Origin of the sequence: Labrenzia sp. R5_0 (genome assembly GCF_017743835.1) — a bacterium.
GTDB lineage: Bacteria > Pseudomonadota > Alphaproteobacteria > Rhizobiales > Stappiaceae > Roseibium > Roseibium algicola.
Genome location: NZ_JAGHRK010000003.1, coordinates 232,592 through 253,294 on the forward strand (window position 1 = coordinate 232,592; position 20,703 = coordinate 253,294).

Sequence of the window (20,703 nt, forward strand, 5' to 3'; positions counted from 1 at the left end):
CCCCTGGAGCCCGCCCATCGTGGCGGGCTCCTTCTTTCTTGCTGTCAGTATGGAGGCGTGGATGACCGATACAACATCCGACATCACGCGACGGCTCGCGCGCGAGGCGGAGGCCGTTTGTCGCCATTATCTCTCCAACGGACGCAGACAGGGCCGCTACTGGATCGTCGGCGACGCCCGAAACACGCCCGGGCGCAGTCTCTATGTGCGTCTGACAGGACCAACTCATGGTCCAGGCGCTGCCGGGAAATGGACCGACGCCGCCACGGGCGAACATGGCGATTTGCTCGACCTCATTGCTTCCGCACAGCAACTCCACACCTTCGGGGATACGCTCGATGAGGCGCGACGCTTCCTGAGTCTGCCGCGCACCGAACCGCCACGACGTGATAGCCAATCCGCACCCGCCGGATCATCGGAGGCGGCACGCCGTCTTATCGCTATGGGAAGGCCGGTCGGTGGAACGCTCGCCGAACGCTATCTCCATCGGCGTGGTCTTGCTCGACTTGGCGATGCGCCAGCGCTGCGGTTTCATCCGCATTGCTATTATTGGCGCGAAGGTCAGCCGAAAGAGGCGCTACCAGAGGCCTGGCCCGCATTGCTTGCGAAGGTCACGGACGGACACGGCAATCTCACCGGCGTCCATCGGACCTGGCTCGATCCGGCGACAGCACGCAAGGCGCCGCTCGACCCGCCGCGCAAGGCGATGGGGAATCTGCTCGGCCATGGCGTGCGGATCGGGGCCGCGAACGACATTCTTGCTGCCGGCGAAGGGTTGGAAAGCACGCTGTCACTGCGCATGGGGTTACCCGACCTGCCGGTCATCGCCGCGTTATCGGCCAACCATCTCGCCGCGATGATCCTACCGGCAGGGCTTCGGCGTCTCTATATCGCGGCCGACGCCGACGAAGCAGGCGCCATGGCGGCTGACAAACTGACGGAACGCGCAGATGCCGTCAGCATCGATACGATCCGGCTTTCTCCCATTGGCAATGACTTCAATGAGGACCTCCGCAAGCTCGGGCGGGACGGCCTACGGGCGCGTCTGGGGCGGCAACTGGCCACGGCCGATTTATCGCGGCTGCTTTCCTGCGACACCTGAGCAGTTGAACAGGACAGTCATCACTCTCACCTGCGTCATCACGGTGTCTCGCTATCCGAGAGCCACGCCTTCGGCCTTCCGAGAGGAGCGAGACGGAGCGGAGCCCGGCCGGGCCGGCAACGGCTGCGGCGGCGCTCTTTTCCGCCGCCGGGCCCACCCCACGCGTTTCGCGTGGGGACACAAACCATATCTGCGCCCGGCTTTGCAGCGCGAAACAAAAGAGCCCCGCCTCCGCCGTCCTCCGCCTTTGGCTCCGGCCGCCGGGATCGGCGGTGCAGTCCCGGCCAGCCCCCGCTTTTCCGTCGCTCGAGAAGGCCGCGAGACGCGCGGCTCATGCCGAACAGGAGACGATCCCATGACAGCCGAGACCACCGAACCAATGGCCAGTTCCGCAACCGCCATCGCGCTCGAAGAATTGCAGCTCTACGGCTACCGGTCTTTCGCCGACGAGCCCGATCCGAGGCCCTTACCTGAAGCCGATGCCCTCCTGGCTGCGATGGCCGAAATCTTCAACGCACTCGCCGCAACGCTGAGCGATACGCGTCTGGAACCGGACCTCGAAGACCTGCTCTGGTCCGTGACGAACCTGTTTCATCGCACGGCGGCCCGTATCGATCGCGAGCTCGACGACAACGAACAGGCCCAGAAACGCTCGCACAGCGAACAGGACGGATCGGAAGTGCGCTCTGTCGAGCTCGAAGCCCTGACGGCGCAGGGCGTCACGCTGATCGAGCGGCGCAATGCCTACGAACTCATGCGCGACATCGCCGCCGACCACTTCGAGACCCATATCGGCCAGCCCTGGCGTCCGCACTCGGGATCACGGATCAGTCGCCGCACGCTGACGGCCGCCATGATCGACAGCCGCGACTATCTGACAGCGAAGCGGCGCGCCGAGATCGAGCCTCTCCTGCCAACTGGCCCACGCGTGGCTTTCTCCGGCGGGCTCGACGTCACCGACCATCACGCCATCTGGGCGGCGCTCGACCGGGTGAAGACCAAGCACGCCGACATGGTGCTCCTGCATGGCGGATCGCCCAAAGGCGCCGAGAAGATCGCTGCTTGCTGGGCCGACGCCCGAAAATGCCAGCAGATCGTCTTCAAGCCCGACTGGAAACGCCATGGCAAGGCCGCCCCGTTCAAGCGCAACGACGCACTCCTGGAGGCGATGCCCATCGGGCTTATCCTCTTTCCGGGGTCCGGCATTACCGACAACCTGGCCGATAAAGCCAAAAAGCTCGGTGTACCGCTCTTCGATTTCCGGTCTCCGAAACGCACCACGCAGCCAGCGTGATGCATCGGATGCATCACCCGATGCGCGCGCCGGTAATTTCCGGCGCGCTGCTTTGCGTTATGCTTCAAATGGCGGCTGGCAGAGGCGCTCCGTCCACAAGGAGACCGCCCATGTTCCTGTCCGCGTTTTTGAGCATCATCGGGCTCGGTTTTCTGTGCTGGCTGCTGTTCAGCCTGGCCGTCTATGCGATGCCCATTTTTGTCGCCGTCACCGTCGGCATGCATGTCCATGACAGTGAGGCCGGTCTAGCCGCCGCCTTCGTCTCGGCCTTTCTCGCAGGCGGGGCGACACTCGTCGTGGGTCAGATCGCGTTCGCGACAATCAAGTCCAGCCTCGTCAAGCTCGCCATCGGCGCGCTCTACTCGGCACCTGCGGCCGTCTCCGGTTACCACGCCATCAAGGGCCTTTCCGAGATCGGCGGCGCGGGCGAGACTTGGACGCTAGTCTTCGCGTGGACCGGCGCCGTCATCGTTGGTGGCACGGCCTGGGTGCGGATCGCCTCGCTCGTAGGGCCGGACGACGGCGCGCCGGCAGCACACCACGCAATGACCGGCGAGCGCCCAGCCCACGACGGATGAGAGCCCGAGCCGCCAGAGTTAAGTGCCGAAACCATCGATAGCTGCACAAAGATCGAAACAGGTGGTTCGGCCCTGTGCCGCCCTTTTTCCGTCGTGCCCCACTGCTCAAAAAGCCGCTTTGATCGCTCGCCCCTGTCCCCCTGCACCCCAGGAGCACCGGGAGCACATTGAGAGCACGCGAGCACGGGATCACCAAGAGCACTGGCGGATTTCTGGCAACCCTTTGAAATGACGTCCTGTTTCAGCTTCATCGCGCGCGATCGCTATCCATACAATCATTGAATTGACAACAAATGTTGTCGACTGGCATCCTGAGTGCGCGCGGTTTATACGTTACTCGGAAAGGAAATATCTTATTAAGTCATTGTTTTTGCTGTTATTGTCGATCATATTCAAAGCATCGGAGGGTGGGGCTGGCAAGCGTGGGGTCCAAACCACGTCAAGCCAGCGCACCACACAACCGGCCAGGGCGGCGGCACACATCACTCTGAAGGGCCGGGGGTCCACACCTCGGCCCGCCCCCAACAAGGAAGGACTATACAATGGCTACTGCCAGTAAGAAACGCGTCAGCAAGATCGCCCGCCAGAAGCTTGCCCTTAGGGAAGAGCTCTGGCCTGGCCTGGATATGACCCGACTTTGGGATCGAGAGAAATCCGACGGCTGGCTCAGCGTGCCTCGCGCCATGCCGCTGCTCTTGCAGATCATGGACAGCCTGTCCAAAGGCAAGCCCGTCTCATCCACGTATTTGGATCTCTGGTGCCGGACGTATGACGATGCTTTCATCATCGCGAACAAGGAACGAGAGATGGCGTTCTTTTCAGGATTTACCGGCGAGCGTGCCGTGCGGACCTGGGCCTCGCGCATGCGCATCCTGAAGGATCTGGGGTTCATCGACATCAAAGAGGGACCCAGCGGCCCGATCAGTTACGTGCTGCTGTTCAACCCCTATCATGTGGTACGCGACCACTATGAGAATCGGCACGTGAACGAAGCCTTCTTTAATTCTCTCAAGCAACGCATGATCGAAATTGGCGCAAATGATCTTGATGCACCGCCTGTGACAAAGAAAAGAGCGAAACAAGCTGTCTCAAATTAAAGGAATGACCTTGAACACCGAATCTTGTGTGATCCTATGGAAATCAACTTGAAGTAGATACTTTATATTTAATGACCATAGAAACGAGATAAAGTAGGAATCCAGAATGCACGACGGCAAGCCGACAACCACGCGGGACGAGAACGCACACATGGATGTCGCCGCTTTTCTTCGTGCCTATCAGATGCGTGCCGGCAACGTTATGTGGCTTCTTGGCGCCGGTGCCTCACGAGCCGCCGGCATCAAAACAGCTGGCGACATGATCTGGGATTTTAAGCAGAACCTATATCGCTCGCAGAAGAAGCTGCCGCCGAATGCGATCACCGATGCCGGTGACCCGGCCGTGCGGCGCAAACTCCAGAGGTACTTTGACGACCTCCCGGGCTTCCCGGCCGATGGTGCGGCTGACGAGTACGCCCGTTTCTTCGAGGCGACGTACCCCAACGCGAACGATCGACGCGCCTATCTCGACAAGCTCATCAAGCTTGGAAAGCCAACCTACGGGCATCTGGCACTCGCGCTTCTGATGCGGGAGCAATGTTGCCGCATCGTCTGGACAACCAATTTCGACAAGACCGTCGAGGACGCCGCGGCCAAGATCTATGGTTCGACGAACGACCTTGTCGTGGCCGATCTTGGTGACTCGAAGAAGGTTGCCGATGCGCTGGATGCCAAACGCTTTCCAATCTACGGCAAGCTGCACGGCGACTACCACTCCGTCGAACTCAAGAATACCGACGACGAACTTCGGGAGCAGGACGCAGAGATGCGTCGGGCCCTGGTGCAGGCGTGCAAGGGCAATGGCCTCGCCGTCATCGGCTACAGCGGCCGCGATGCGTCGGTGATGGACGCTCTGCGGGAGGCGCTGGACGGCGGCCGCGGCTTCCCGAATGGACTCTTCTGGTTCAAGCGATCCGGTGAAGCATCGTTCGAGGCGGTAACCGAATTGATTGACGAGGCGCGCCGCCTCGGTGTGGACGCCCATATAGTCGACAACGAGACCTTTGACGAGTTGCTCTCGGATTTGGTGCGATTTCTGCCCGAGACCGCCAACAAGCTCGGAGATATCGAAGGGGCGAAGCCGCCGCGGCTCGGGACTAGACCGCTAAAGGCGCCGGGCGCAAAGGTGCCGTCGATCCGCACCAACGCATTGCCCATTATCTCACACCCCGTGATGTGCAAGCTGATCGATTGCGACATTGGTGGCTGGAAAGATATCCAGGCAGCAGTCGAAAAGGCCGGTGTCGATATCGTGGCAAGACGTACCAGGGATGGTGTCATCGCCTTTGGCCGAGATCCTCACGTTCGCGCGGCCTTTGAACCCTTCGGCATAAAGCGGTTCGACACGCGCGCCATTTCCGACACAAGCCTCACTTTCGAGAGCGAGGAACGCCGCCTCATCCGGGATGTGCTCATGCGCGCGCTCAGCGACCGGCCCGACATCGAGATACTTCGCCGAGGCTGGCGGGTCTTAGCCCTTCCGAACTCGCAAACCGTCAAGCCGAGTCACTTTAGGAACGAGAACATCAACCCTGTTGACCGGTTGAGCGGCATGGTGGGTAACACGGGTATTCGCTGGACCGAGTGCTGCGAATTGCGCCTCGACTACAAGCTCGATCGGCTCTGGCTCCTGATGGACCCGTGCATCCACCGAGATGTTCCTGAAGGGGCAACGGTCGAGCAAATCGACGAGTCCAAAGAGTTCGTGCGTGCCCGATTGGCAGGGCGCTTCAATCCAAAAGCCAACGCCATGTTAAGCGGATGGGCGCGGCTGCTTCTCGGCACTGATCGAACTGTCACGCTGAAGAGTTTCGGGATTTCCGATGGCATGGATGCGACCTTCGAAATGTCGACGATTACCGGATTCAGTGGGGTGAGCCGATGACCGAATCCCCCCAGCCTTTTCACTTGCCCGGCTACGCGGTGCTCCAAGAACAGGAGCTGCGCTTCGGCGCTGAGGATTCGAAAGCGGTCGATCCACACCCGTTACAGGGGTTGCTTCGATTTGGCCCGTATTCCCGAGACAAGCTGGCGGCGATCGCCGACCCGATCCGTGTCGCGATTATCGCGCCCGCCGGACAGGTTGAGCGGGTCAACGACCTCTTGCGGGAGCTTCAGCAGTCGCATCAGCCGCGCGAACGACGTCAGTATCTTCCCGGCTTTCCGGGCTTCTCAAAGGTCTTTCATGTGAACATGGGGCCGGCCGGCCCGCAGGCGAATGTGGAATTGCCCGCTGATCTGACCGAACAGATAAGGCGCGCCGAAAAACCCCACCTCAAGCTTGCCGAAGCGCTCCAACATGCGCTGCGCGCGCTCCGACATCAGCGCGACGCCTTCGATGTCGTCTACATCCTGTTGGACAAAGCATGGGAGCCTGGCTTCTTTGGCGGGGATGGGGACGATTTCAACCTCCATGACTACGTGAAGGCCATTGCCGCGTTCGATGGCATACCTACCCAGTTTCTCAACGAAGACCGTTCACTGGCTTACCATTGCCGCGCCAGCGTGATGTGGCGCCTAGGCATCGCCCTCTACACCAAGGCCGGCGGGGTGCCGTGGGTGTTGGCCAACATTGATCCGGGTACGGCGTACATCGGTATCGACTATGCGCTACGGCCGAACACAGACGCGGATTCCAAATTCGCGATCTGTTGCAGTCAGGTATTCGACGCTGAAGGCTCAGGGCTGGAGTTCGTCGCCTATGAGGCCAGTGGCGTGCGCATGTTCGGGAAGAACCCATTCCTGCATCGCGACCAGATGATGAAGGTCATGGCCCGCAGTCTGGCCGTCTATCAGCGCAAGCATAACGGGGCGGTTCCGTCCCGCATCGTCGTCCATAAGAACACGGAGTTTAAGCCCTATGAGATTGATGGGGTTTTTGACGCCTTCCCAAACACGGACAACATCGAGCTCGTTCACGTGCAGCAGAACAGCGGATGGCGTGGCGTTTACATCCCCAAGCCCCAGCAGCCGAATGGCTATCCGTGTCTACGAGGCAGCGCATTCCAGCTTGGCCAGCACACCTCTTTGCTGTGGACGCAAGGCGATCTTCCTGCTGTCGCCAATGGCAAGTCGTACTTCAAGGAAGGGAAGGGCACGCCCGAACCTCTTATCCTGAACCGCTATGCCGGGCGCGGTGCGATGGATGACCTGTGCAAAGAAACCCTCGCGCTCACCAAGATGGACTGGAACAACGACGGTCCCTATGACCGTATGCCTGTAACGCTCAACTTTGCTGGTTCCCTCGCATCCGTCGTTAAGCAAATGCCGAAACTCGAGCCGCATTCGTACCCTGTGCGATTGCTTATGTAGGAACGGTAAGGGGCCGCTCTTCCTCCCATCAGCAAATAATCTCTTAGTCGCGGGCGCGCAGCCAAAGATGGATAAGGTCGTCTTGCCCCCCTCTTTCTGCATGCTGACCGTTCGCCGTAATCTTCGTTAGGAAAGAGGGGCAGGTCGACGCTCGAGGTAACGTTGCGAATCGCCGTTCGAGCTTGGGAGCTGGTGAGCCAACGCCGCGCATCGGTCCGAAGGATCGGTCCGGGGCGCGATTCTGGTCTCCCACCCTCCTGACCGGGACGATATGTCTCCGCCAGTCTGCACGCCGCCGCCTGTCTTCGCACGACACCCGTTGCCGGGATATTGCCGGTCGCACGATGTGGCTGTCAGGTCTTCTCCCATGTCCCCATCACCCGCCTCCGTCACGGCCTCTCATGGGCTGATCTGGCCGGGGCCGGCTGACGCCTCGACCGCCTCGGCCGCAACGGCGGGGCCGGACTTTCTTCCCCTAGGCTTCGCCCATTCCTCGCGCGTCAAGAAACTCCGGCCCCGCCGTCCTCCGCATCCGCTCCGTGTCCATGGACTGCGTCGGCGGTCGCCCCGGCCTTGTCGATCGCCATCGAGGCCGCGACGGGCGCGGGCTCGAAAGCCAAAAGGAGAACTGACATGGCCACCATCGGAACCTTCAAGAAGACCGGCAACGAGTTCGTCGGCGAGATCGTCACCCTGAACGTTCAGGCGAAGAATGTCCGCATTGTCCCCGAAGAGGACCGCACGAACGACAAAGCTCCCTCTCACCGCGTCGTCGTCGGGAGCGCCGAGATCGGCGCCGCCTGGTCCAAGCGCTCGAACGAGGGCCGCGACTATCTGAGCCTCAAGCTCGATGATCCGAGCTTCTCCGCGCCGATCTACGCCAACCTCTTCGACGATACCGTCATCGAGGGTAGCGAAAGCTTCAGCCTCATCTGGTCGCGATCCCGCCGTCAGAACGGCGACTGACGCCTCCGGCGCTCCGCCCGAAAACCCGGGCGGGGCGTCTTTCATGGCTTTCAACCCTCCCGCTGATCGTCCAGAAGCGCCGCCGGTTTAACGTCAAGCGCTTCGGCCACATGCCAGAGCGTAATGATGGTGACGTTCTGCTGGCCGCGCTCCATGGCGCTTATGTGTGCGCGATCAACGCCCATCCTGTCTGCCAAGGCGGCTTGGCTGAGACCTGCTTTCTCTCGAAAAAACTGAAGGTTCGCGCCGAAAACTGTTCGAATATCCATCCGCAATGAAAATGCGGATCGCGTATTTTGATGCGACGTATTATAATACGCGGCCCCGAGGGTCACTCGGCCACGTGGCTGCGGTCAGTACCGCAATTTTCAACCGACCGGCGCTTGCGCGCATCGTGGTTTCCGGTTCATTAATAAAGTTGCTCGATCTGCGAGGAAGCTGAATGCCCGCCACCCAGCTAGAGATCGCCGATGCACCACCGGACAAACGGGCCGTGACGGCTTACGATCAGGATCATCTCAAGCTTTACATGCGGCTTCTCGACGCCGAAGCGGCTGGCGCCACGCTAGAAGAGGTGTCAGCGGTGCTGCTCGGTATCGACGCCAAGGCGGAGCCTGAACGTGCTCGCCGTGTCCACGAGAGTCATTTATCCCGTGCGCGTTGGATGACCGAGCACGGGTATCGCGACCTTCTCAAAAGTGGCTTTCCCGTCCGCTAAGCGGTGAGTGATGCATAAGATGCATCGCATGATGCATGCAGCCAAGCTATGCAATCACAGATTTACAGCGAAACATCCCAAGCAACTGGCGTCGTTATTTTTTCGGCGCCCTATTGGGAGAAGTTCGCCATGGCGGCCGATTGGCGCGACGATAACCAATACGCTCATTTCGACGAACTCGGCATCTCGGGCCTCGCCTGGGAATGCCTTCGGCGGAACACGCACTATCGCAAAGACTACGACATGATGCAGGAGGGCGGCGGCGCTCCAGCCGATTGGGGGTTGCGATTTCCCGGTAGACCCAGAGCTCAACGCGCTTGGCGCTCCCGTCTTCTGGCTGCCTTCCGCTGCACCCGCCGTGGTTCACCTGATCGCGTCTCTGCCCGACATCGGCCTGACCGCCGCCATTCCTACCGACAGCATCACAGAGCGCAGAACGGGCGCCGACGGACTGTCATGGATGCGACTGGAGAACGGCGCCAATCTTGTCGGCGATCAGGCCGATGATCAGCCCGTAGGTCTCCTTCTTCCTCTCGATGACGCCTGGCCCGTGCGGCTTGCCGCCGCTGACCGGCTGTATCGCCAACTCATCGACCGCGACGCCGATCCGCCGATTACGCCGCATCGGCGCGAGCGTCTGAAACGCGCCCTGCGCACGATCGATGGGCGACAGAGCGGCGCCAGCTATCGTACTATTGCTACGGCTTTCTTCGGCGCCGATCGCGTCGCCGCCGAACCGTGGAAGACCAGTTCGCTCAAGGCCCAGGTTGCACGCCTGGCCTCGTACGGCCGAATGATGATCGATCGCGGCTATCGCCAACTTCTTCAGGGCAAAGGCCGCTGAGGCCGCCAATACTTCACAGTGACTGTGCGCCACGGAGGGTTTTCGGTATGTTCATCGGATGACGCAGCCTTCGCAAGACCTTGATTCCAGCCTTCCCAGGATTATCGGACGCACGCGCCGGCTGCCGTCTCAGCAACGAGCTGTCTTTGACCAGATATTTCATAGTGGAGGCGGCTACGTTCTCGACTTCTCCGACCGAACGATGGCCGAGTGGTTCGAGGAAAATTTCGACATCCAGATCTTCCAGGAGCGCTTCCAGGTCGAAGGCGCGAGCAAGGGCAAGACACTCAGAGGCTTCGTCGAAGTCGCCGAACCGCGCCTCGTCGCTCAGGTTCTTCGCGTCTTGTGGACGTATCGCTGCAGTCTCGATGGCTACGTGGATGCGGACGCCGAGAAGGAAGAGCGCCTGAAAGCATGGCTTGAGCAGTTCACGAGTGAGCTTGAAAATGCGTCTACGCTGAACCTCGACGACGCCTTCAAGGACTTCTCGCGCGACACAACGCTTCCCAAACTGCGTGCGTCCATCGCTGCCGATCTTGTCGCAGAAAAACCGGATGTCGCACTGGATCGTGTGCATACCTACTGCGTCAAACGATTCCGCGATCTGCTCGCCTCGCGGAACCAGGCCGTCGATGCAAAGACTCCGCTCGACGCCATATTCGGCGCATACGGCAAGGCCTTACGTGATGAAGGCGCGGTGAGCGAATTCGCCCTGCCGACCCTCCGTGTTCAGCACAGACTGTTCGACAGCCTGAACCAGGCCCGCAACAAGCGCTCCTTCGCACACGACAATGAGCTTCTTGAGGTTTCGGAAGCGCAGTTCATCATCGATTGCGTCCTCGCCTCGCTTGCATTCATCAAGCGCATAGAAGCCTCGCGGCAGACACCGGCCGCCGATTTGGGTGACGAAATCCCGTTCTGATCGAGCCCGCTGCAGTGTCATTTACTGCCGTCATTTAGGGGGTGACGTTTTCGCTGTACGCTGATCGTCATCCCTCCCGGCGGCGCTTCTCCGCTTTTCTCGTCTCCGACAGTCCCGCGCATCCTGCAGCGGGACGGCCTAACCGGAGACGCGACCCATGCCAGACCCCAATGCCGGACTTCCCCCACGCTATCTGCGAACGCCCGAGGCGGCCCGTTTTCTCGGCCTGTCGGGCAGAACCCTCGAAAAGCACCGCACCTATGGCACGGGGCCGCGCTATTCGAAGATCGGCGGGCGTGTGGTCTATGCGATCGAGGATCTGCAGGCCTGGGTCAGCCGCGGCGAGAAGCATTCAACCTCGGATGACACGGGCCAAGAGGTTCTGCCCGCCAAGCGGCATTCCGCGATCTCGCCCGCTCATGTGCGGAAGGCCCGCTCATGAGTGGCGGCGCCGCAGTCGAACTCGTCTGGATCGAGAAGCGGATCGAGCACTGGATTCGCTTCGGTCGAATCGTGCGGACTACGATTCAGAGCCGCAGTCGCAGCACCGCCGCCTTCGGTGCCGGCGCCATCTTCGCCTTCGTCCGCTGGCAGGCAAATGACTTCGGCACCGCGGTAAGCCGGATCGACATCCTGAGCGCGCCCCGACCGGGTGAGCCCTATGCGACCGTGCCGCATGTGACGCCCGGCGGCGACAGTCTGCTGCGCCTGTCCGGCTGGCCCAAGGTCGAACGGGTACTCCAGATCGTCGATGCGATCGAAGCGCTCGGCATCGACCCGGCGGACGCCGCGCCGGACTACTGGCGCCACGTTCACAACAGACTGTCTGCGGGCCTGGAGCCCCGCAGTTACACAGCCGCTCAACATCGCGCCTGGCTGCTGCGCCAGACCTGTCCGCCCGATCCCCAGACTTTGCGCGCCGCATCGGCGGGGAGCGCGTCATGACCCGGCTCGGCTACGTCATGTCGACCTGTTTCTCAGTGCTTGCGATCGGCGGGCTGGCCTTCGTCCATGTCAGTCCGAGGCTGATCTGGAACGCCTCCGCGAGCGCGCCCATCGGGCTGTACGCCGTCGCTTCGGACGAAGATCTTTCCGCCGGCGATCTCGTCGTTGTCGATCCTCCCAGACCCCTTGCGAGTTACCTGGACGAGCGCGGCTATCTGCCCGACGGCGTGCCTCTCCTCAAGCATATCGCCGCGCTTCCCGGACAGTGCATTTGTCGTGACGGCGCTGTCGTCACGGTCGACGACATTAACATGGCGCAGGCGCAACCAAGCGACCGCTTCGGACGCGACCTGCCCGTATGGCAGGGATGCCATATCGTCGCCGAGACAGAATTCTTCCTCCTGAATCCCAACCATCCCGACAGCCTCGACGGTCGTTATTTCGGCGCGCTCCCGGCGGACGCCGTGATCGGACGTGCCGTCCCGATCCTCACCGATGAAGACGGTGACGGCCGTTATGTCTGGCGCACCGACCGCAACGCCGGCGCTCTTCCAAACTCTTCCGACCGCAAATGAAAGGAACCTCCCATGGCTCAGATCGGTCAATTCGCCCGCACGGAAACCGGTTTCGTCGGACAACTGCACACGCTCATTCTCTACCGCGAACTCACCCTCGTCCCGGCAGCGCCATCGGAAAGCGAGAACGCTCCCGACTATCGCATCCATCATGGTGGTGATGATGGGCCGGAGATCGGTGCCGGCTGGAAACGCACCGGCGAGAAGGCCGGCGAATATATCTCTCTGCAGATCGATGACCCGACATTCGCTCTGCCGATCCGCGCCAATCTCTTCGAGACGGACGCCGAGGACGGACATTGGGCGCTGCATTGGAACCGTCCCGCAAAGCGCCCCGAGAAGCGCGATGACCGCCGCTAAACCCTCTCGGTGCTGCGCGTTGGTGGCGCGAATAGTCCTCAGCGGTCTGCTCGCGGGCGCCGTCATTCCCGGCGTCGCGCTTGCAGAAACTGCGTCCTCCAGGACGACACAAAGCAGCAATCCCCATGCGGCCTATATCGCCGAAGCTGCGCAGCGGTTCGGCATCCCGGCGCACTGGGTCGCCGCCGTCATGCGCGTGGAAAGCGCCGGGGATGCGCACGCCGTCAGCGCGAAAGGCGCCATGGGGCTGATGCAGATCATGCCCGGCACCTGGGGTGAGCTGCGCGCGCGATACGAGCTGGGGCGCAATCCATTCGATCCGCGCGACAACATTCTCGCCGGCGCCGCTTACCTGCGTGAACTGCATGACCGCTTCGGGTCGCCGGGTTTTCTCGCTGCCTACAATGCGGGACCGACGCGCTATGCCGAGCACCTGGCGACCGGCCGCCCGCTACCCCGTGAGACCCGCGCCTATGTGGCGTTGCTCGAACCGCTCATCGGTCTTCCGGATGCAGCAGAACCACAACAGCAGAGCGCTGTCGTGGTCGTGGACTGGCGCGCGGCGCCACTCTTCGCCACGCATGCTGACCGACAAAACTCTGCCGATGCAACGCGCCCGAGCGGCGGTGCAGGCGTTTATCCTCCGCACACATCCGGTGCTTCGGACAGCCTGTTCCCGCCAAATGGAACCGGGGATCAGCAATGAGACCGCTGGTCGCATTCCAGCGCGGTCCGTCGCGCATCAGCGCGTTTCCGGAAGAAAGGACGGAGACGGACGGCGCAACAACGACGGGAGGGCGAGATAAAAGGCGCGGCACTGATGCGCGCTATGTCGTTGTTGTTGCTGGATATTTGGCCCGCCGCAGCCATGTACACAGTGCCACCCAACCGCCCAACCCCTTGTTTTCACGTGGGTTTCCCCGTGCCGCGCGCTTTCAGGCGGGCATTTTGTCATGAGCGACCGCGACAATGATCTGCGTATCCGGCCGGGGCGCATCCGCAATAAGGGGACGAGCTCTCGCAAAGTGCAGAGCTTCGTCGGCCAGGTCATGGGCGCCGCCCGTAAGGCGGGACACACGGGCTACAACCTCAGCGGATCGAAGGGTCGCGGACGGGGCTCGCAATTCGGACGCGGCCGGTTCGCCGGTGCAGCGCGCGGACTGTCACGCACCCAGCGGCGCGTCGTCGTCAAGGCGCGCGTCGTTCGCCATCGCGGTGCACGCTTTCGCTCCGCGCCGCTCGCCAAGCATATCGCCTATCTCAAACGCGAGGGCGTGACGCGCGACGGTCGTGATGCCGGTATGTTCAGTACCGGCGCGGACAGTGTCGATGATCGTGCCTTCGTCGGGCGATGCGAAGAGGATCGGCATTATTTCCGCTTCATCGTCTCGCCCGAAGACGCCGACCGTCTCGAGGATCTGCGCGCCCTCACACGCGACCTGATGAAACAGGCCGAGCGCGATCTCGGCACCCAGCTCGACTGGATCGGAGTCGATCATTGGAATACCGACAATCCGCATGTGCACGTGCTGGTGCGCGGCCGTGCCGAGAACGGAAAAGACCTCGTCATCTCTCGCGACTATATCAGCCGGGGTCTTCGCGGCCGCGCCGAGCAATTGGTCGAACTGGAGCTCGGTCCGCGCAACGAACGCGAAATTGCCGCGGGGCTTCAGGCCGAGGTCACGGCCGAGCGCTGGACAGGCCTCGATCGCGCGCTGCAGGGGCTTGCCGATGACGCCGCCGGCGTCGCCGATCTACGGCCCGGCGCACCGGAGCCGCGCGATCCGGAATTGCACAAACTGCTGATCGGCCGCGCACAGACACTGGAACGGCTCGGTCTCGCGGACAGGCTCGACCCCGCGGTCTGGTCACTGAAGCCTGGCGCAGAACAGACGCTGCGCGGTCTTGCCGAGCGTGGCGACATCATCAAGACCATGCACCGCGCCATGGGGGGTGGCCGCGAACGGGCGCAGGAGGATTTCGCGATCGAGGCTGCGCCGGACACTCCCGTGCTCGGTCGGCTGGTCGAACGCGGCCTTCATGACGAACTGAGCGGCGAAGCCTATGCCGTGATCGACGCCGTCGACGGCCGGGTCCATCATCTGCGGTTCCACGATCTCGACGCCACGGGCGACACGCCCGAAGGCGGCATAGTCGAAACGCGGGTCTGGCGTTCGGGCGGCAGCGGTCGCCAGCGCATGGCCCTGGTCGGCCGCTCCGATCTTAACCTCGAAGCACAGATCGGCGCCAGCGGCGCGACCTGGCTCGACCGCCTGCAACTCGCCAGGGAACGCGCGCCACTCAGCATGGGCGGGTTTGGCGCCGAAGTCCGCGAGGCGCTGGAGCGGCGCGGCGATCATCTCGTCGCCGAAGGGTTGGCGACCAGGAACGGCCGGCGCATCACCTTCGCCCGCGATCTTCTGCAGACGCTGCGCGAACGAGAGCTCGACGCGACGGCGGCGAGAATCGAAGCCGAGACGGGCCTGCCGCGCCGCAAATCCGCCGAGGGCGAGCGCATCGCCGGAACCTATCGCCAGCGCCTCGATCTCGCCTCGGGCCGTTTCGCCATGGTCGACGATGGCCTCGGCTTCGAACTGGTCCCCTGGAAGCCCCAGCTCGAACGCCATCTCGGTCAGACCGTGTCGGGGACGATGACACCCGGCGACGGGATCGACTGGAGCCTCGGTCGCAAGCGGGGTCTCAGCCTCTGAGCGCTGCACCGGAAGGAGAAGACATGCCGATCAAGACCCAGCAAACACAGGCCGCCAGAATCCTCTGGGGCCAGATCATCATCGTCACTCTGGTCGTGCTCAGTTTCATCTGGGTGGCAACACAGTGGACCGCATGGCGGCTCGGCTTCCAGCCGCAGCTTGGCGCGCCGATGACGGACATCCTCGGCTGGCCGGTCTATCCGCCCTGGAACTTCTTCGTCTGGTGGTATTTCTACGACGCCTATGCGTCGCGCGTGTTCGTCGAAGGCGCCATCATCGCCGGCAGCGGCGGGATCGCCGCGATCGCCGTCGCCATTTTCCTTTCCATCCTGCGCGCCCGCGAGACGCGGGACGTGACCACCTATGGCTCGGCCCGATGGGCGGAACGCAGGGATGTCGAGGCCTCCGGGCTGCTCGCTCCGGACGGCGTGGTGCTCGGCCGTTTCGAGAACCGCTATCTCCGTCACGACGGGCCCGAGCATGTGCTGTGTTTCGCGCCGACCCGCTCCGGCAAAGGCGTCGGGCTCGTGGTGCCGAGTCTTCTGACCTGGCCGGGATCAGCTATCGTCCATGATATCAAGGGCGAGAACTGGGATCTCACGGCCGGCTGGCGGTCGCGCTTTTCCCGCACCCTACTGTTCGATCCGACCGACGCGAAGAGCGCGGCCTACAATCCGCTGCTCGAAGTCCGGCGCGGCGACAGCGAGGTGCGCGACGTTCAGAACATAGCCGATATCCTGGTCGATCCCGAAGGCCTGCTCGAGCGCCGGAATCATTGGGAGAAGACCAGCCATTCGCTGCTTGTTGGCGCGATCCTCCATGTCCTCTATGCCGAGGCCGACAAGACGCTCGCCGGCGTCGCCGCCTTGCTCTCCGATCCAGGACGACCGGTCGAGTCGACGCTTGCGGCCATGATGCGCACACCCCATCTCGGCGACCGGCCGCACCCGGTCGTGGCGCAAGCCGCCCGCGAACTGCTCAACAAGGCCGAGAACGAGCGCTCGGGCGTGCTGTCGACCGCGATGAGCTTCCTCAGCCTCTATCGTGACCCGGTCGTCGCCAAGGTCACCAGCCGCTGCGATTGGCGGATCGAGGACCTTGTTTCTGGAGCCCAACCGACAACGCTCTATCTCGTCGTGCCGCCCTCCGACATCAGCCGCACCAAGCCGCTGGTCCGGCTCGTGCTCAACCAGATCGGGCGCAGACTGACCGAAGAACTGAACACCGATCGCAGGCGCCATCGCCTGTTGCTGATGCTCGACGAGTTTCCGGCGCTCGGACGACTCGACTTCTTCGAAAGCCAGCTCGCCTTCATGGCGGGATACGGCCTCAAGGCCTTCCTCATCGCCCAGTCCCTCAATCAGATCGAGAAAGCCTATGGCCAGAACAACGCCATCCTCGACAACTGCCATGTCCGGGTGAGTTTCGCGACCAATGACGAGCGAACCGCCAAGCGGGTCTCCGACGCCCTCGGCATGGCGACCGAGATGCGGGCCATGAAGAACTATGCCGGGCACAGATTGTCGCCCTGGCTCGGCCATCTCATGGTCTCGCGACAGGAAACAGCGCGCGCGCTGATGACTCCCGGAGAGATCATGCAATTGCCGCCAGACGATGAGATCGTCCTCGTATCCGGCGCACCGCCGATCCGGGGGAAGAAGGCGCGTTACTATACCGACCCGCAGTTCAAATCACGCATCGTCGAACCGCTGCACCTGGTTGCCGATCGTGCCGCGCCCGATAAACCGCGAACGGATGATTGGAGCGGAGGAGCTATTATCGCTGCACCCAAGGCCGGGAAGAAGGCCTTCCGCTACGGGAGTGAGGACAGTGACGGCGGCATCCGTCGCGAACCGGAACTGCCCGAGCATGAAGACATCGCACCGGAACGAACGGCGCCGGCACGGGAGGAATTCGCAGGTCTCGACGATGAGCCGGATGATGATGCGCAACGTGCCCGGAAGATGCAGGGGCGGTTTAAAAGCGTAGCGCGCCAAGCCTCGCTCGATCCCGATGACGGCATCGAGCTCTGAGGTTCGCCATGAAGAAGGACCGGCTCAATGTGTATTTCGACCCATCGCTGACAGCAGAGCTCGAAGCGTTGGCAGCACGCCGAAAGGTTTCCAAATCGCAGATCGTCGAAGCCGCGCTCGCGTCCTATCTCTCACCGGATGCCGCTGACCAGCGAGAGGCCGCCATCACCCGGCGTCTCGATCGCCTGACCCGCGCCGTCGAACGTTTGGAGCGCAACCAGACCATTACCACCGAAGCGCTGGCGCTCTTCGTCCGGTTCTGGCTCACCACGACTCCGCCGCTACCCGATACGATGCGCGAGGCGGCGCAAGCGAAAGGTCGAGAGCGTTATGAGGGCTTTGTGGAAACGCTCGGTCGGCGGCTCGCAAAGGGGAACACGCTGACCAAGGAAGTCTCGGAGGATGTTGCAGGTCTTCGATCGGAGCAATGGCGGCAGTGAGCCCTTCCATAACATTCGTGGCGAGGTTCCGGAACCGACCTGCGGTCCCTGAACCCCTTCACTTTATATCGTCAGACCGCACGCCTTCCGGATGGCGATCTGGACTGGCGACGGTGCCAGTTTCGGATCGAATTCCATGCTGGGCACCAGCGGCGGCTGGGCCATGAAGCGCGGCTCGCTCCCATGATGCGACTGTGCTGCGTGAACCACGAAGGGATGGCACAGGTAGACCGTCCCAGCCGCTCCGGTGGCGAGAGCGATCTCGCACTCTTGCGTGGAAGCGTAGCCCTCGGCCGAAAGCTGCCTGAGCGTCGCACCGGCCTTGCCGTAGGGCAGAAGCTCGCGGGCGATGGTGGTATGTGATCCCTTCCGTATCCGCGTGGGAGCATCATCAGGGCCTACATCCGAAAAAAGGAAGAGCATCAGCAGTGCCCTTCCGCTGCTCATGACGTTCGCCCGCCATTCCATGAAGTCGGGGGTCTCGGTCCCGAAGCTTACGTCTACATGCCAGCCATCATCCCCGGCGCTTTCGTTCGACGGAAAGCGGATCGGGAAGGTTCCGAGCCCCTGAGGGGCCAGCCACCGGTCTTCACCGACGAGAGTGTCATAGGCGGCATGCAGGCGCGGCGTATTGGCGGCAGCCACGAAAGATGGCGATGATTTCGAGCCAATACGAACGACCGGTTCGGTCCAGGTCTCGGGCCGATCCGGCGAGAGGCCCATATCGGCCCACAACTCGTCTCGGCAATCTTGGGCGAGGTCGCGGCTGAAGCCGTCCTCCACCTTCACGAAGCCGTCCTTGATGAAACTTTCGACCTGATGCGGAGTCAGGTCCAACCCTACGGGAATGGACATTTTACGTCCTCCTTATCGGCTGTCGCGATGCGAAGCCGTCACGATTCTATAAGCACTGGAGCGCCTGCGACGCGGGTCGCTCAGAATCGCGGGAAGAACGTGGACGTAAACATCATGAGCCTTGGCTACTGCTGCTACTCGGATATGTCAAGGTCGCCGTTCCCGATACCGCCGCGAGGCCGCTCCCGATTAGGCACCTTCATGACTGAACCAAGCGTCTGCTTCGTCCGCAAAGCCGCCTTCATTCAACCCTGCGACCTACGCGATTTCCTGCCTTCACACGCCCTTCTACTACTACGCCTTCTAGACTGTTGCCGATGACCAAATAACGGTCTTCTTGATGAGCCCCGTAACCAATTGCGGGACCGCGAATGACCGACCAACCTTTCAGAACCGAAGCGATCGAGCGCGGCTCCCGCATGCTTCGAACGGCGCTTGGGCCGCATGTCGCCACCTGGCTTGCGGACCCGGCCGTCGTCGAGGTGATGCTCAACCCCGACGGCCGCCTGTGGGTCGACCGGCTGAGCGAAGGGTTGGCCGATACGGGCGAAAAGCTTTCGGCGGCCGATGGCGAACGTATCGTGCGACTGGTCGCGCACCATGTCGGCGCGGAAGTTCATGCCGGAGCCCCGCGTGTATCCGCGGAGCTGCCAGGAACAGGGGAGCGGTTCGAGGGCCTGTTACCGCCCGTGGTCGCCGCGCCGGTCTTTGCGATCCGCAAACCGGCCGTCGCAGTCTTTACGCTCGAAGATTATGTCGGCGCCGGGATCATGCCGGACGATGCAGCGGCGGCATTGCGCGACGCCATCGCGTCGCGCGCCAATATCCTCGTCGCCGGAGGCACCTCGACCGGCAAGACTACGCTCACAAACGCCCTGCTGGCGGAAGTCGCCAAATCCTCCGACCGCGTCGTTCTGATCGAGGATACGCGCGAACTCCAATGCCTGACGCCAAACCTCGTCGCGCTGCGGACGAAGGACAGCATCGCGTCGCTTTCCGATCTTGTCCGCTCCTCGCTACGCCTTCGGCCCGACCGCATTCCGATCGGCGAGGTGCGTGGCGCCGAAGCGCTTGATCTTCTGAAAGCCTGGGGCACCGGCCATCCGGGCGGGATCGGCACCATCCACGCCGGCTCGGCCCTCGGCGCGCTGCGCCGCCTCGAACAGCTCATCCAGGAAGCCGTCATCACCGTGCCCCGCGCAATGATCGCCGAGACGATCGACCTGATCGCGGTCCTCTCGGGACGCGGCTCGGCGCGGCGATTGTCCGAACTCACCCGCGTCGAACGCCTCGATACGAGCGGCGACTATCGGCTCCAGCCCCTTCTTCACCCCAAAACAGGAGACCATCCATGACGAGAACCACCATTCTCTATCCACGCTGGCCGCTCTATGCGACGGCCCTCGCCGTCGGCGTTCTACTTGCTGCGCCCGCCCATGCAGCCGGGTCGGGCATGCCCTGGGAGGCGCCGCTGCAATCGATCCTGGAATCCATCGAAGGACCGGTCGCCAAGATCGTCGCCGTGATCATCATCATCATTACCGGTCTGACGCTCGCTTTCGGCGACTCGTCGGGCGGGTTCCGCCGGCTGGTGCAGATCGTCTTTGGCCTGTCGATCGCCTTCGCCGCGTCGAGCTTCTTCCTGTCCTTCTTCTCCTTCGGCGGCGGAGCGTTGATCTGATGGAGGGCGCGGCCGAAATCCCGGGCTTTTACGCGCCCGTTCACCGCGCGCTGATCGAGCCGATCATGCTCGGCGGCGCGCCGCGCGCGATCGCCATCGCCAATGGCACGCTCGCGGCCGCAGTCGGCCTTGGGCTCAGGCTCTGGGTGGTCGGGATCGCGCTCTGGCTCGTCGGCCATCTGCTCGCCGTCTGGGCTGCCAAGCGTGACGCCCAGATCGTCGACGTCGCCCGGCGGCATCTTCGTTTTCCAACCTGGTTCGGAGTCTGAG

Annotated in this window: 24 protein-coding genes and 1 pseudogene; 22 read left to right on the plus strand and 3 right to left on the minus strand. The window is 62.6% G+C overall.

The features are described 5' to 3' along the window. Window positions 1-61: 61 nt before the first annotated feature. The 6 genes from J7447_RS16410 to J7447_RS16435 all read left to right on the plus strand — a co-directional run bounded on the left by J7447_RS16410 (window position 62) and on the right by J7447_RS16435 (window position 7,383). Window positions 62-1,102, plus strand: coding sequence for a toprim domain-containing protein (locus J7447_RS16410; protein WP_209170256.1), 1,041 nt, complete (start codon window positions 62-64; stop codon window positions 1,100-1,102). Between the two features lie 355 nt (window positions 1,103-1,457). Further along, window positions 1,458-2,396 carry a DUF2493 domain-containing protein gene (locus J7447_RS16415; protein WP_209170257.1) on the plus strand — a complete coding sequence of 313 codons (939 nt, stop codon included), beginning with the start codon at window positions 1,458-1,460 and terminating at the stop codon, window positions 2,394-2,396. 110 nt (window positions 2,397-2,506) lie between these two features. Continuing rightward, window positions 2,507-2,974 (plus strand): hypothetical protein, encoded by a 468-nt coding sequence (locus J7447_RS16420; protein WP_209170258.1) that lies wholly within the window; start codon window positions 2,507-2,509, stop codon window positions 2,972-2,974. A 542-nt stretch (window positions 2,975-3,516) separates the two neighbouring features. Beyond that, on the plus strand, window positions 3,517-4,071 hold the full coding sequence (locus tag J7447_RS16425; protein ID WP_209170259.1) for a hypothetical protein: 555 nt from the start codon (window positions 3,517-3,519) through the stop codon (window positions 4,069-4,071). Window positions 4,072-4,177: 106 nt separating this feature from the next. Further along, on the plus strand, window positions 4,178-5,956 hold the full coding sequence (locus tag J7447_RS16430) for an SIR2 family protein (RefSeq protein ID WP_209170260.1): 1,779 nt from the start codon (window positions 4,178-4,180) through the stop codon (window positions 5,954-5,956). Then, the gene (locus J7447_RS16435; protein ID WP_209170261.1) at window positions 5,953-7,383 is read left to right on the plus strand and encodes a hypothetical protein; all 1,431 of its coding nucleotides are present in this window, start codon (window positions 5,953-5,955) and stop codon (window positions 7,381-7,383) included. The genes J7447_RS16430 and J7447_RS16435 overlap by 4 nt, the downstream gene beginning before the upstream one ends. A 500-nt stretch (window positions 7,384-7,883) precedes the next feature. Here J7447_RS16435 and J7447_RS31335 read toward each other — a convergent pair whose 3' ends face one another. Next, window positions 7,884-8,018 carry a hypothetical protein gene (locus tag J7447_RS31335; protein ID WP_286189213.1) on the minus strand — a complete coding sequence of 45 codons (135 nt, stop codon included), beginning with the start codon at window positions 8,016-8,018 and terminating at the stop codon, window positions 7,884-7,886. Here J7447_RS31335 and J7447_RS16440 point away from each other — a divergent pair. Further along, complete coding sequence (locus J7447_RS16440; RefSeq protein WP_209170262.1) at window positions 8,017-8,349, plus strand: DUF736 domain-containing protein; 333 nt, start codon at window positions 8,017-8,019, stop codon at window positions 8,347-8,349. The genes J7447_RS31335 and J7447_RS16440 overlap by 2 nt on opposite strands. 50 nt (window positions 8,350-8,399) lie before the next feature. Here the strand turns inward: J7447_RS16440 and J7447_RS16445 are convergent, their stop codons facing one another. After that, complete coding sequence (locus tag J7447_RS16445; RefSeq protein ID WP_209170653.1) at window positions 8,400-8,618, minus strand: helix-turn-helix transcriptional regulator; 219 nt, start codon at window positions 8,616-8,618, stop codon at window positions 8,400-8,402. Window positions 8,619-8,791: 173 nt separating this feature from the next. Here J7447_RS16445 and J7447_RS16450 point away from each other — a divergent pair, with 173 nt between their 5' ends. The 12 genes and pseudogenes from J7447_RS16450 to J7447_RS16500 all read left to right on the plus strand — a co-directional run bounded on the left by J7447_RS16450 (window position 8,792) and on the right by J7447_RS16500 (window position 17,897). Beyond that, window positions 8,792-9,067 carry a DUF2285 domain-containing protein gene (locus tag J7447_RS16450; protein WP_209170263.1) on the plus strand — a complete coding sequence of 92 codons (276 nt, stop codon included), beginning with the start codon at window positions 8,792-8,794 and terminating at the stop codon, window positions 9,065-9,067. Window positions 9,068-9,196: 129 nt separating this feature from the next. After that, window positions 9,197-9,349 (plus strand): annotated as a pseudogene (locus J7447_RS31540) (DUF6499 domain-containing protein); the annotation flags it as partial. A gap of 76 nt (window positions 9,350-9,425) precedes the next feature. After that, window positions 9,426-9,911: a DUF2285 domain-containing protein gene (locus J7447_RS16455; RefSeq protein ID WP_209170264.1), complete on the plus strand. Its 486-nt coding sequence runs from the start codon at window positions 9,426-9,428 to the stop codon at window positions 9,909-9,911. 202 nt (window positions 9,912-10,113) lie between these two features. Continuing rightward, a complete protein-coding gene (locus tag J7447_RS16460; RefSeq protein WP_209170265.1) occupies window positions 10,114-10,833 on the plus strand; it encodes a hypothetical protein in 720 nt (239 codons plus the stop codon). Window positions 10,834-10,990: 157 nt separating this feature from the next. Further along, window positions 10,991-11,275, plus strand: a complete 285-nt coding sequence (locus J7447_RS16465; protein ID WP_209170266.1) for a helix-turn-helix domain-containing protein — start codon at window positions 10,991-10,993, stop codon at window positions 11,273-11,275. After that, a complete protein-coding gene (locus J7447_RS16470; RefSeq protein ID WP_209170267.1) occupies window positions 11,272-11,778 on the plus strand; it encodes a DUF2840 domain-containing protein in 507 nt (168 codons plus the stop codon). The genes J7447_RS16465 and J7447_RS16470 overlap by 4 nt, the downstream gene beginning before the upstream one ends. Further along, window positions 11,775-12,353 (plus strand): S26 family signal peptidase, encoded by a 579-nt coding sequence (locus J7447_RS16475; RefSeq protein ID WP_209170268.1) that lies wholly within the window; start codon window positions 11,775-11,777, stop codon window positions 12,351-12,353. Before J7447_RS16470 ends, J7447_RS16475 begins: the two co-directional genes overlap by 4 nt. A gap of 12 nt (window positions 12,354-12,365) precedes the next feature. Then, window positions 12,366-12,713: a DUF736 domain-containing protein gene (locus tag J7447_RS16480; RefSeq protein ID WP_209170269.1), complete on the plus strand. Its 348-nt coding sequence runs from the start codon at window positions 12,366-12,368 to the stop codon at window positions 12,711-12,713. Next, entirely contained in the window at window positions 12,700-13,419 is a 720-nt protein-coding gene (locus J7447_RS16485; RefSeq protein ID WP_209170270.1) for a lytic transglycosylase domain-containing protein, read from the plus strand. The genes J7447_RS16480 and J7447_RS16485 overlap by 14 nt, the downstream gene beginning before the upstream one ends. 247 nt (window positions 13,420-13,666) lie before the next feature. Then, complete coding sequence (locus J7447_RS16490) at window positions 13,667-15,424, plus strand: DUF3363 domain-containing protein (RefSeq protein WP_209170271.1); 1,758 nt, start codon at window positions 13,667-13,669, stop codon at window positions 15,422-15,424. A 23-nt stretch (window positions 15,425-15,447) separates the two neighbouring features. Next, window positions 15,448-17,457: a conjugal transfer protein TraG gene (locus J7447_RS16495; RefSeq protein WP_209170272.1), complete on the plus strand. Its 2,010-nt coding sequence runs from the start codon at window positions 15,448-15,450 to the stop codon at window positions 17,455-17,457. Between the two features lie 8 nt (window positions 17,458-17,465). Continuing rightward, window positions 17,466-17,897, plus strand: a complete 432-nt coding sequence (locus J7447_RS16500; protein WP_209170273.1) for a CopG family transcriptional regulator — start codon at window positions 17,466-17,468, stop codon at window positions 17,895-17,897. A gap of 63 nt (window positions 17,898-17,960) precedes the next feature. Here J7447_RS16500 and J7447_RS16505 read toward each other — a convergent pair whose 3' ends face one another. Further along, window positions 17,961-18,752 carry a phytanoyl-CoA dioxygenase family protein gene (locus tag J7447_RS16505; protein ID WP_209170274.1) on the minus strand — a complete coding sequence of 264 codons (792 nt, stop codon included), beginning with the start codon at window positions 18,750-18,752 and terminating at the stop codon, window positions 17,961-17,963. A 371-nt stretch (window positions 18,753-19,123) separates the two neighbouring features. Between J7447_RS16505 and trbB the strand changes: the two genes are divergently transcribed. Genes trbB through J7447_RS16520 form a run of 3 tightly spaced genes read left to right on the plus strand, consistent with a single transcriptional unit; the run spans window position 19,124 to window position 20,702 of the window. Beyond that, window positions 19,124-20,107: a P-type conjugative transfer ATPase TrbB gene (gene trbB / locus J7447_RS16510; RefSeq protein ID WP_209170275.1), complete on the plus strand. Its 984-nt coding sequence runs from the start codon at window positions 19,124-19,126 to the stop codon at window positions 20,105-20,107. Further along, window positions 20,104-20,433, plus strand: a complete 330-nt coding sequence (locus J7447_RS16515; RefSeq protein WP_014132718.1) for a TrbC/VirB2 family protein — start codon at window positions 20,104-20,106, stop codon at window positions 20,431-20,433. The genes trbB and J7447_RS16515 overlap by 4 nt, the downstream gene beginning before the upstream one ends. Continuing rightward, window positions 20,433-20,702: a VirB3 family type IV secretion system protein gene (locus J7447_RS16520; protein ID WP_209170276.1), complete on the plus strand. Its 270-nt coding sequence runs from the start codon at window positions 20,433-20,435 to the stop codon at window positions 20,700-20,702. The genes J7447_RS16515 and J7447_RS16520 overlap by 1 nt, the downstream gene beginning before the upstream one ends. The last annotated feature ends 1 nt before the right edge of the window (window position 20,703 follow it).

What these genes read in the sequence shown, in the direction of transcription:
- trbB (WP_209170275.1), top strand. Translation starts at nt 19,124, where the DNA reads ATGACCGACCAACCTTTCAGAACCGAAGCGATCGAGCGCGGCTCCCGC.
- J7447_RS16485 (WP_209170270.1), top strand. Translation starts at nt 12,700, where the DNA reads ATGACCGCCGCTAAACCCTCTCGGTGCTGCGCGTTGGTGGCGCGAATA.
- J7447_RS16480 (WP_209170269.1), top strand. Translation starts at nt 12,366, where the DNA reads ATGGCTCAGATCGGTCAATTCGCCCGCACGGAAACCGGTTTCGTCGGA.
- J7447_RS16415 (WP_209170257.1), top strand. Translation starts at nt 1,458, where the DNA reads ATGACAGCCGAGACCACCGAACCAATGGCCAGTTCCGCAACCGCCATC.
- J7447_RS31335 (WP_286189213.1), bottom strand. Translation starts at nt 8,018, where the DNA reads ATGTCAGTTCTCCTTTTGGCTTTCGAGCCCGCGCCCGTCGCGGCCTCG.
- J7447_RS16520 (WP_209170276.1), top strand. Translation starts at nt 20,433, where the DNA reads ATGGAGGGCGCGGCCGAAATCCCGGGCTTTTACGCGCCCGTTCACCGC.
- J7447_RS16490 (WP_209170271.1), top strand. Translation starts at nt 13,667, where the DNA reads ATGAGCGACCGCGACAATGATCTGCGTATCCGGCCGGGGCGCATCCGC.
- J7447_RS16470 (WP_209170267.1), top strand. Translation starts at nt 11,272, where the DNA reads ATGAGTGGCGGCGCCGCAGTCGAACTCGTCTGGATCGAGAAGCGGATC.
- J7447_RS16445 (WP_209170653.1), bottom strand. Translation starts at nt 8,618, where the DNA reads ATGGATATTCGAACAGTTTTCGGCGCGAACCTTCAGTTTTTTCGAGAG.
- J7447_RS16515 (WP_014132718.1), top strand. Translation starts at nt 20,104, where the DNA reads ATGACGAGAACCACCATTCTCTATCCACGCTGGCCGCTCTATGCGACG.
- J7447_RS16500 (WP_209170273.1), top strand. Translation starts at nt 17,466, where the DNA reads ATGAAGAAGGACCGGCTCAATGTGTATTTCGACCCATCGCTGACAGCA.
- J7447_RS16460 (WP_209170265.1), top strand. Translation starts at nt 10,114, where the DNA reads ATGGCCGAGTGGTTCGAGGAAAATTTCGACATCCAGATCTTCCAGGAG.
- J7447_RS16440 (WP_209170262.1), top strand. Translation starts at nt 8,017, where the DNA reads ATGGCCACCATCGGAACCTTCAAGAAGACCGGCAACGAGTTCGTCGGC.
- J7447_RS16495 (WP_209170272.1), top strand. Translation starts at nt 15,448, where the DNA reads ATGCCGATCAAGACCCAGCAAACACAGGCCGCCAGAATCCTCTGGGGC.
- J7447_RS16505 (WP_209170274.1), bottom strand. Translation starts at nt 18,752, where the DNA reads ATGTCCATTCCCGTAGGGTTGGACCTGACTCCGCATCAGGTCGAAAGT.
- J7447_RS16425 (WP_209170259.1), top strand. Translation starts at nt 3,517, where the DNA reads ATGGCTACTGCCAGTAAGAAACGCGTCAGCAAGATCGCCCGCCAGAAG.
- J7447_RS16430 (WP_209170260.1), top strand. Translation starts at nt 4,178, where the DNA reads ATGCACGACGGCAAGCCGACAACCACGCGGGACGAGAACGCACACATG.
- J7447_RS16465 (WP_209170266.1), top strand. Translation starts at nt 10,991, where the DNA reads ATGCCAGACCCCAATGCCGGACTTCCCCCACGCTATCTGCGAACGCCC.
- J7447_RS16475 (WP_209170268.1), top strand. Translation starts at nt 11,775, where the DNA reads ATGACCCGGCTCGGCTACGTCATGTCGACCTGTTTCTCAGTGCTTGCG.
- J7447_RS16410 (WP_209170256.1), top strand. Translation starts at nt 62, where the DNA reads ATGACCGATACAACATCCGACATCACGCGACGGCTCGCGCGCGAGGCG.
- J7447_RS16420 (WP_209170258.1), top strand. Translation starts at nt 2,507, where the DNA reads ATGTTCCTGTCCGCGTTTTTGAGCATCATCGGGCTCGGTTTTCTGTGC.
- J7447_RS16450 (WP_209170263.1), top strand. Translation starts at nt 8,792, where the DNA reads ATGCCCGCCACCCAGCTAGAGATCGCCGATGCACCACCGGACAAACGG.
- J7447_RS16435 (WP_209170261.1), top strand. Translation starts at nt 5,953, where the DNA reads ATGACCGAATCCCCCCAGCCTTTTCACTTGCCCGGCTACGCGGTGCTC.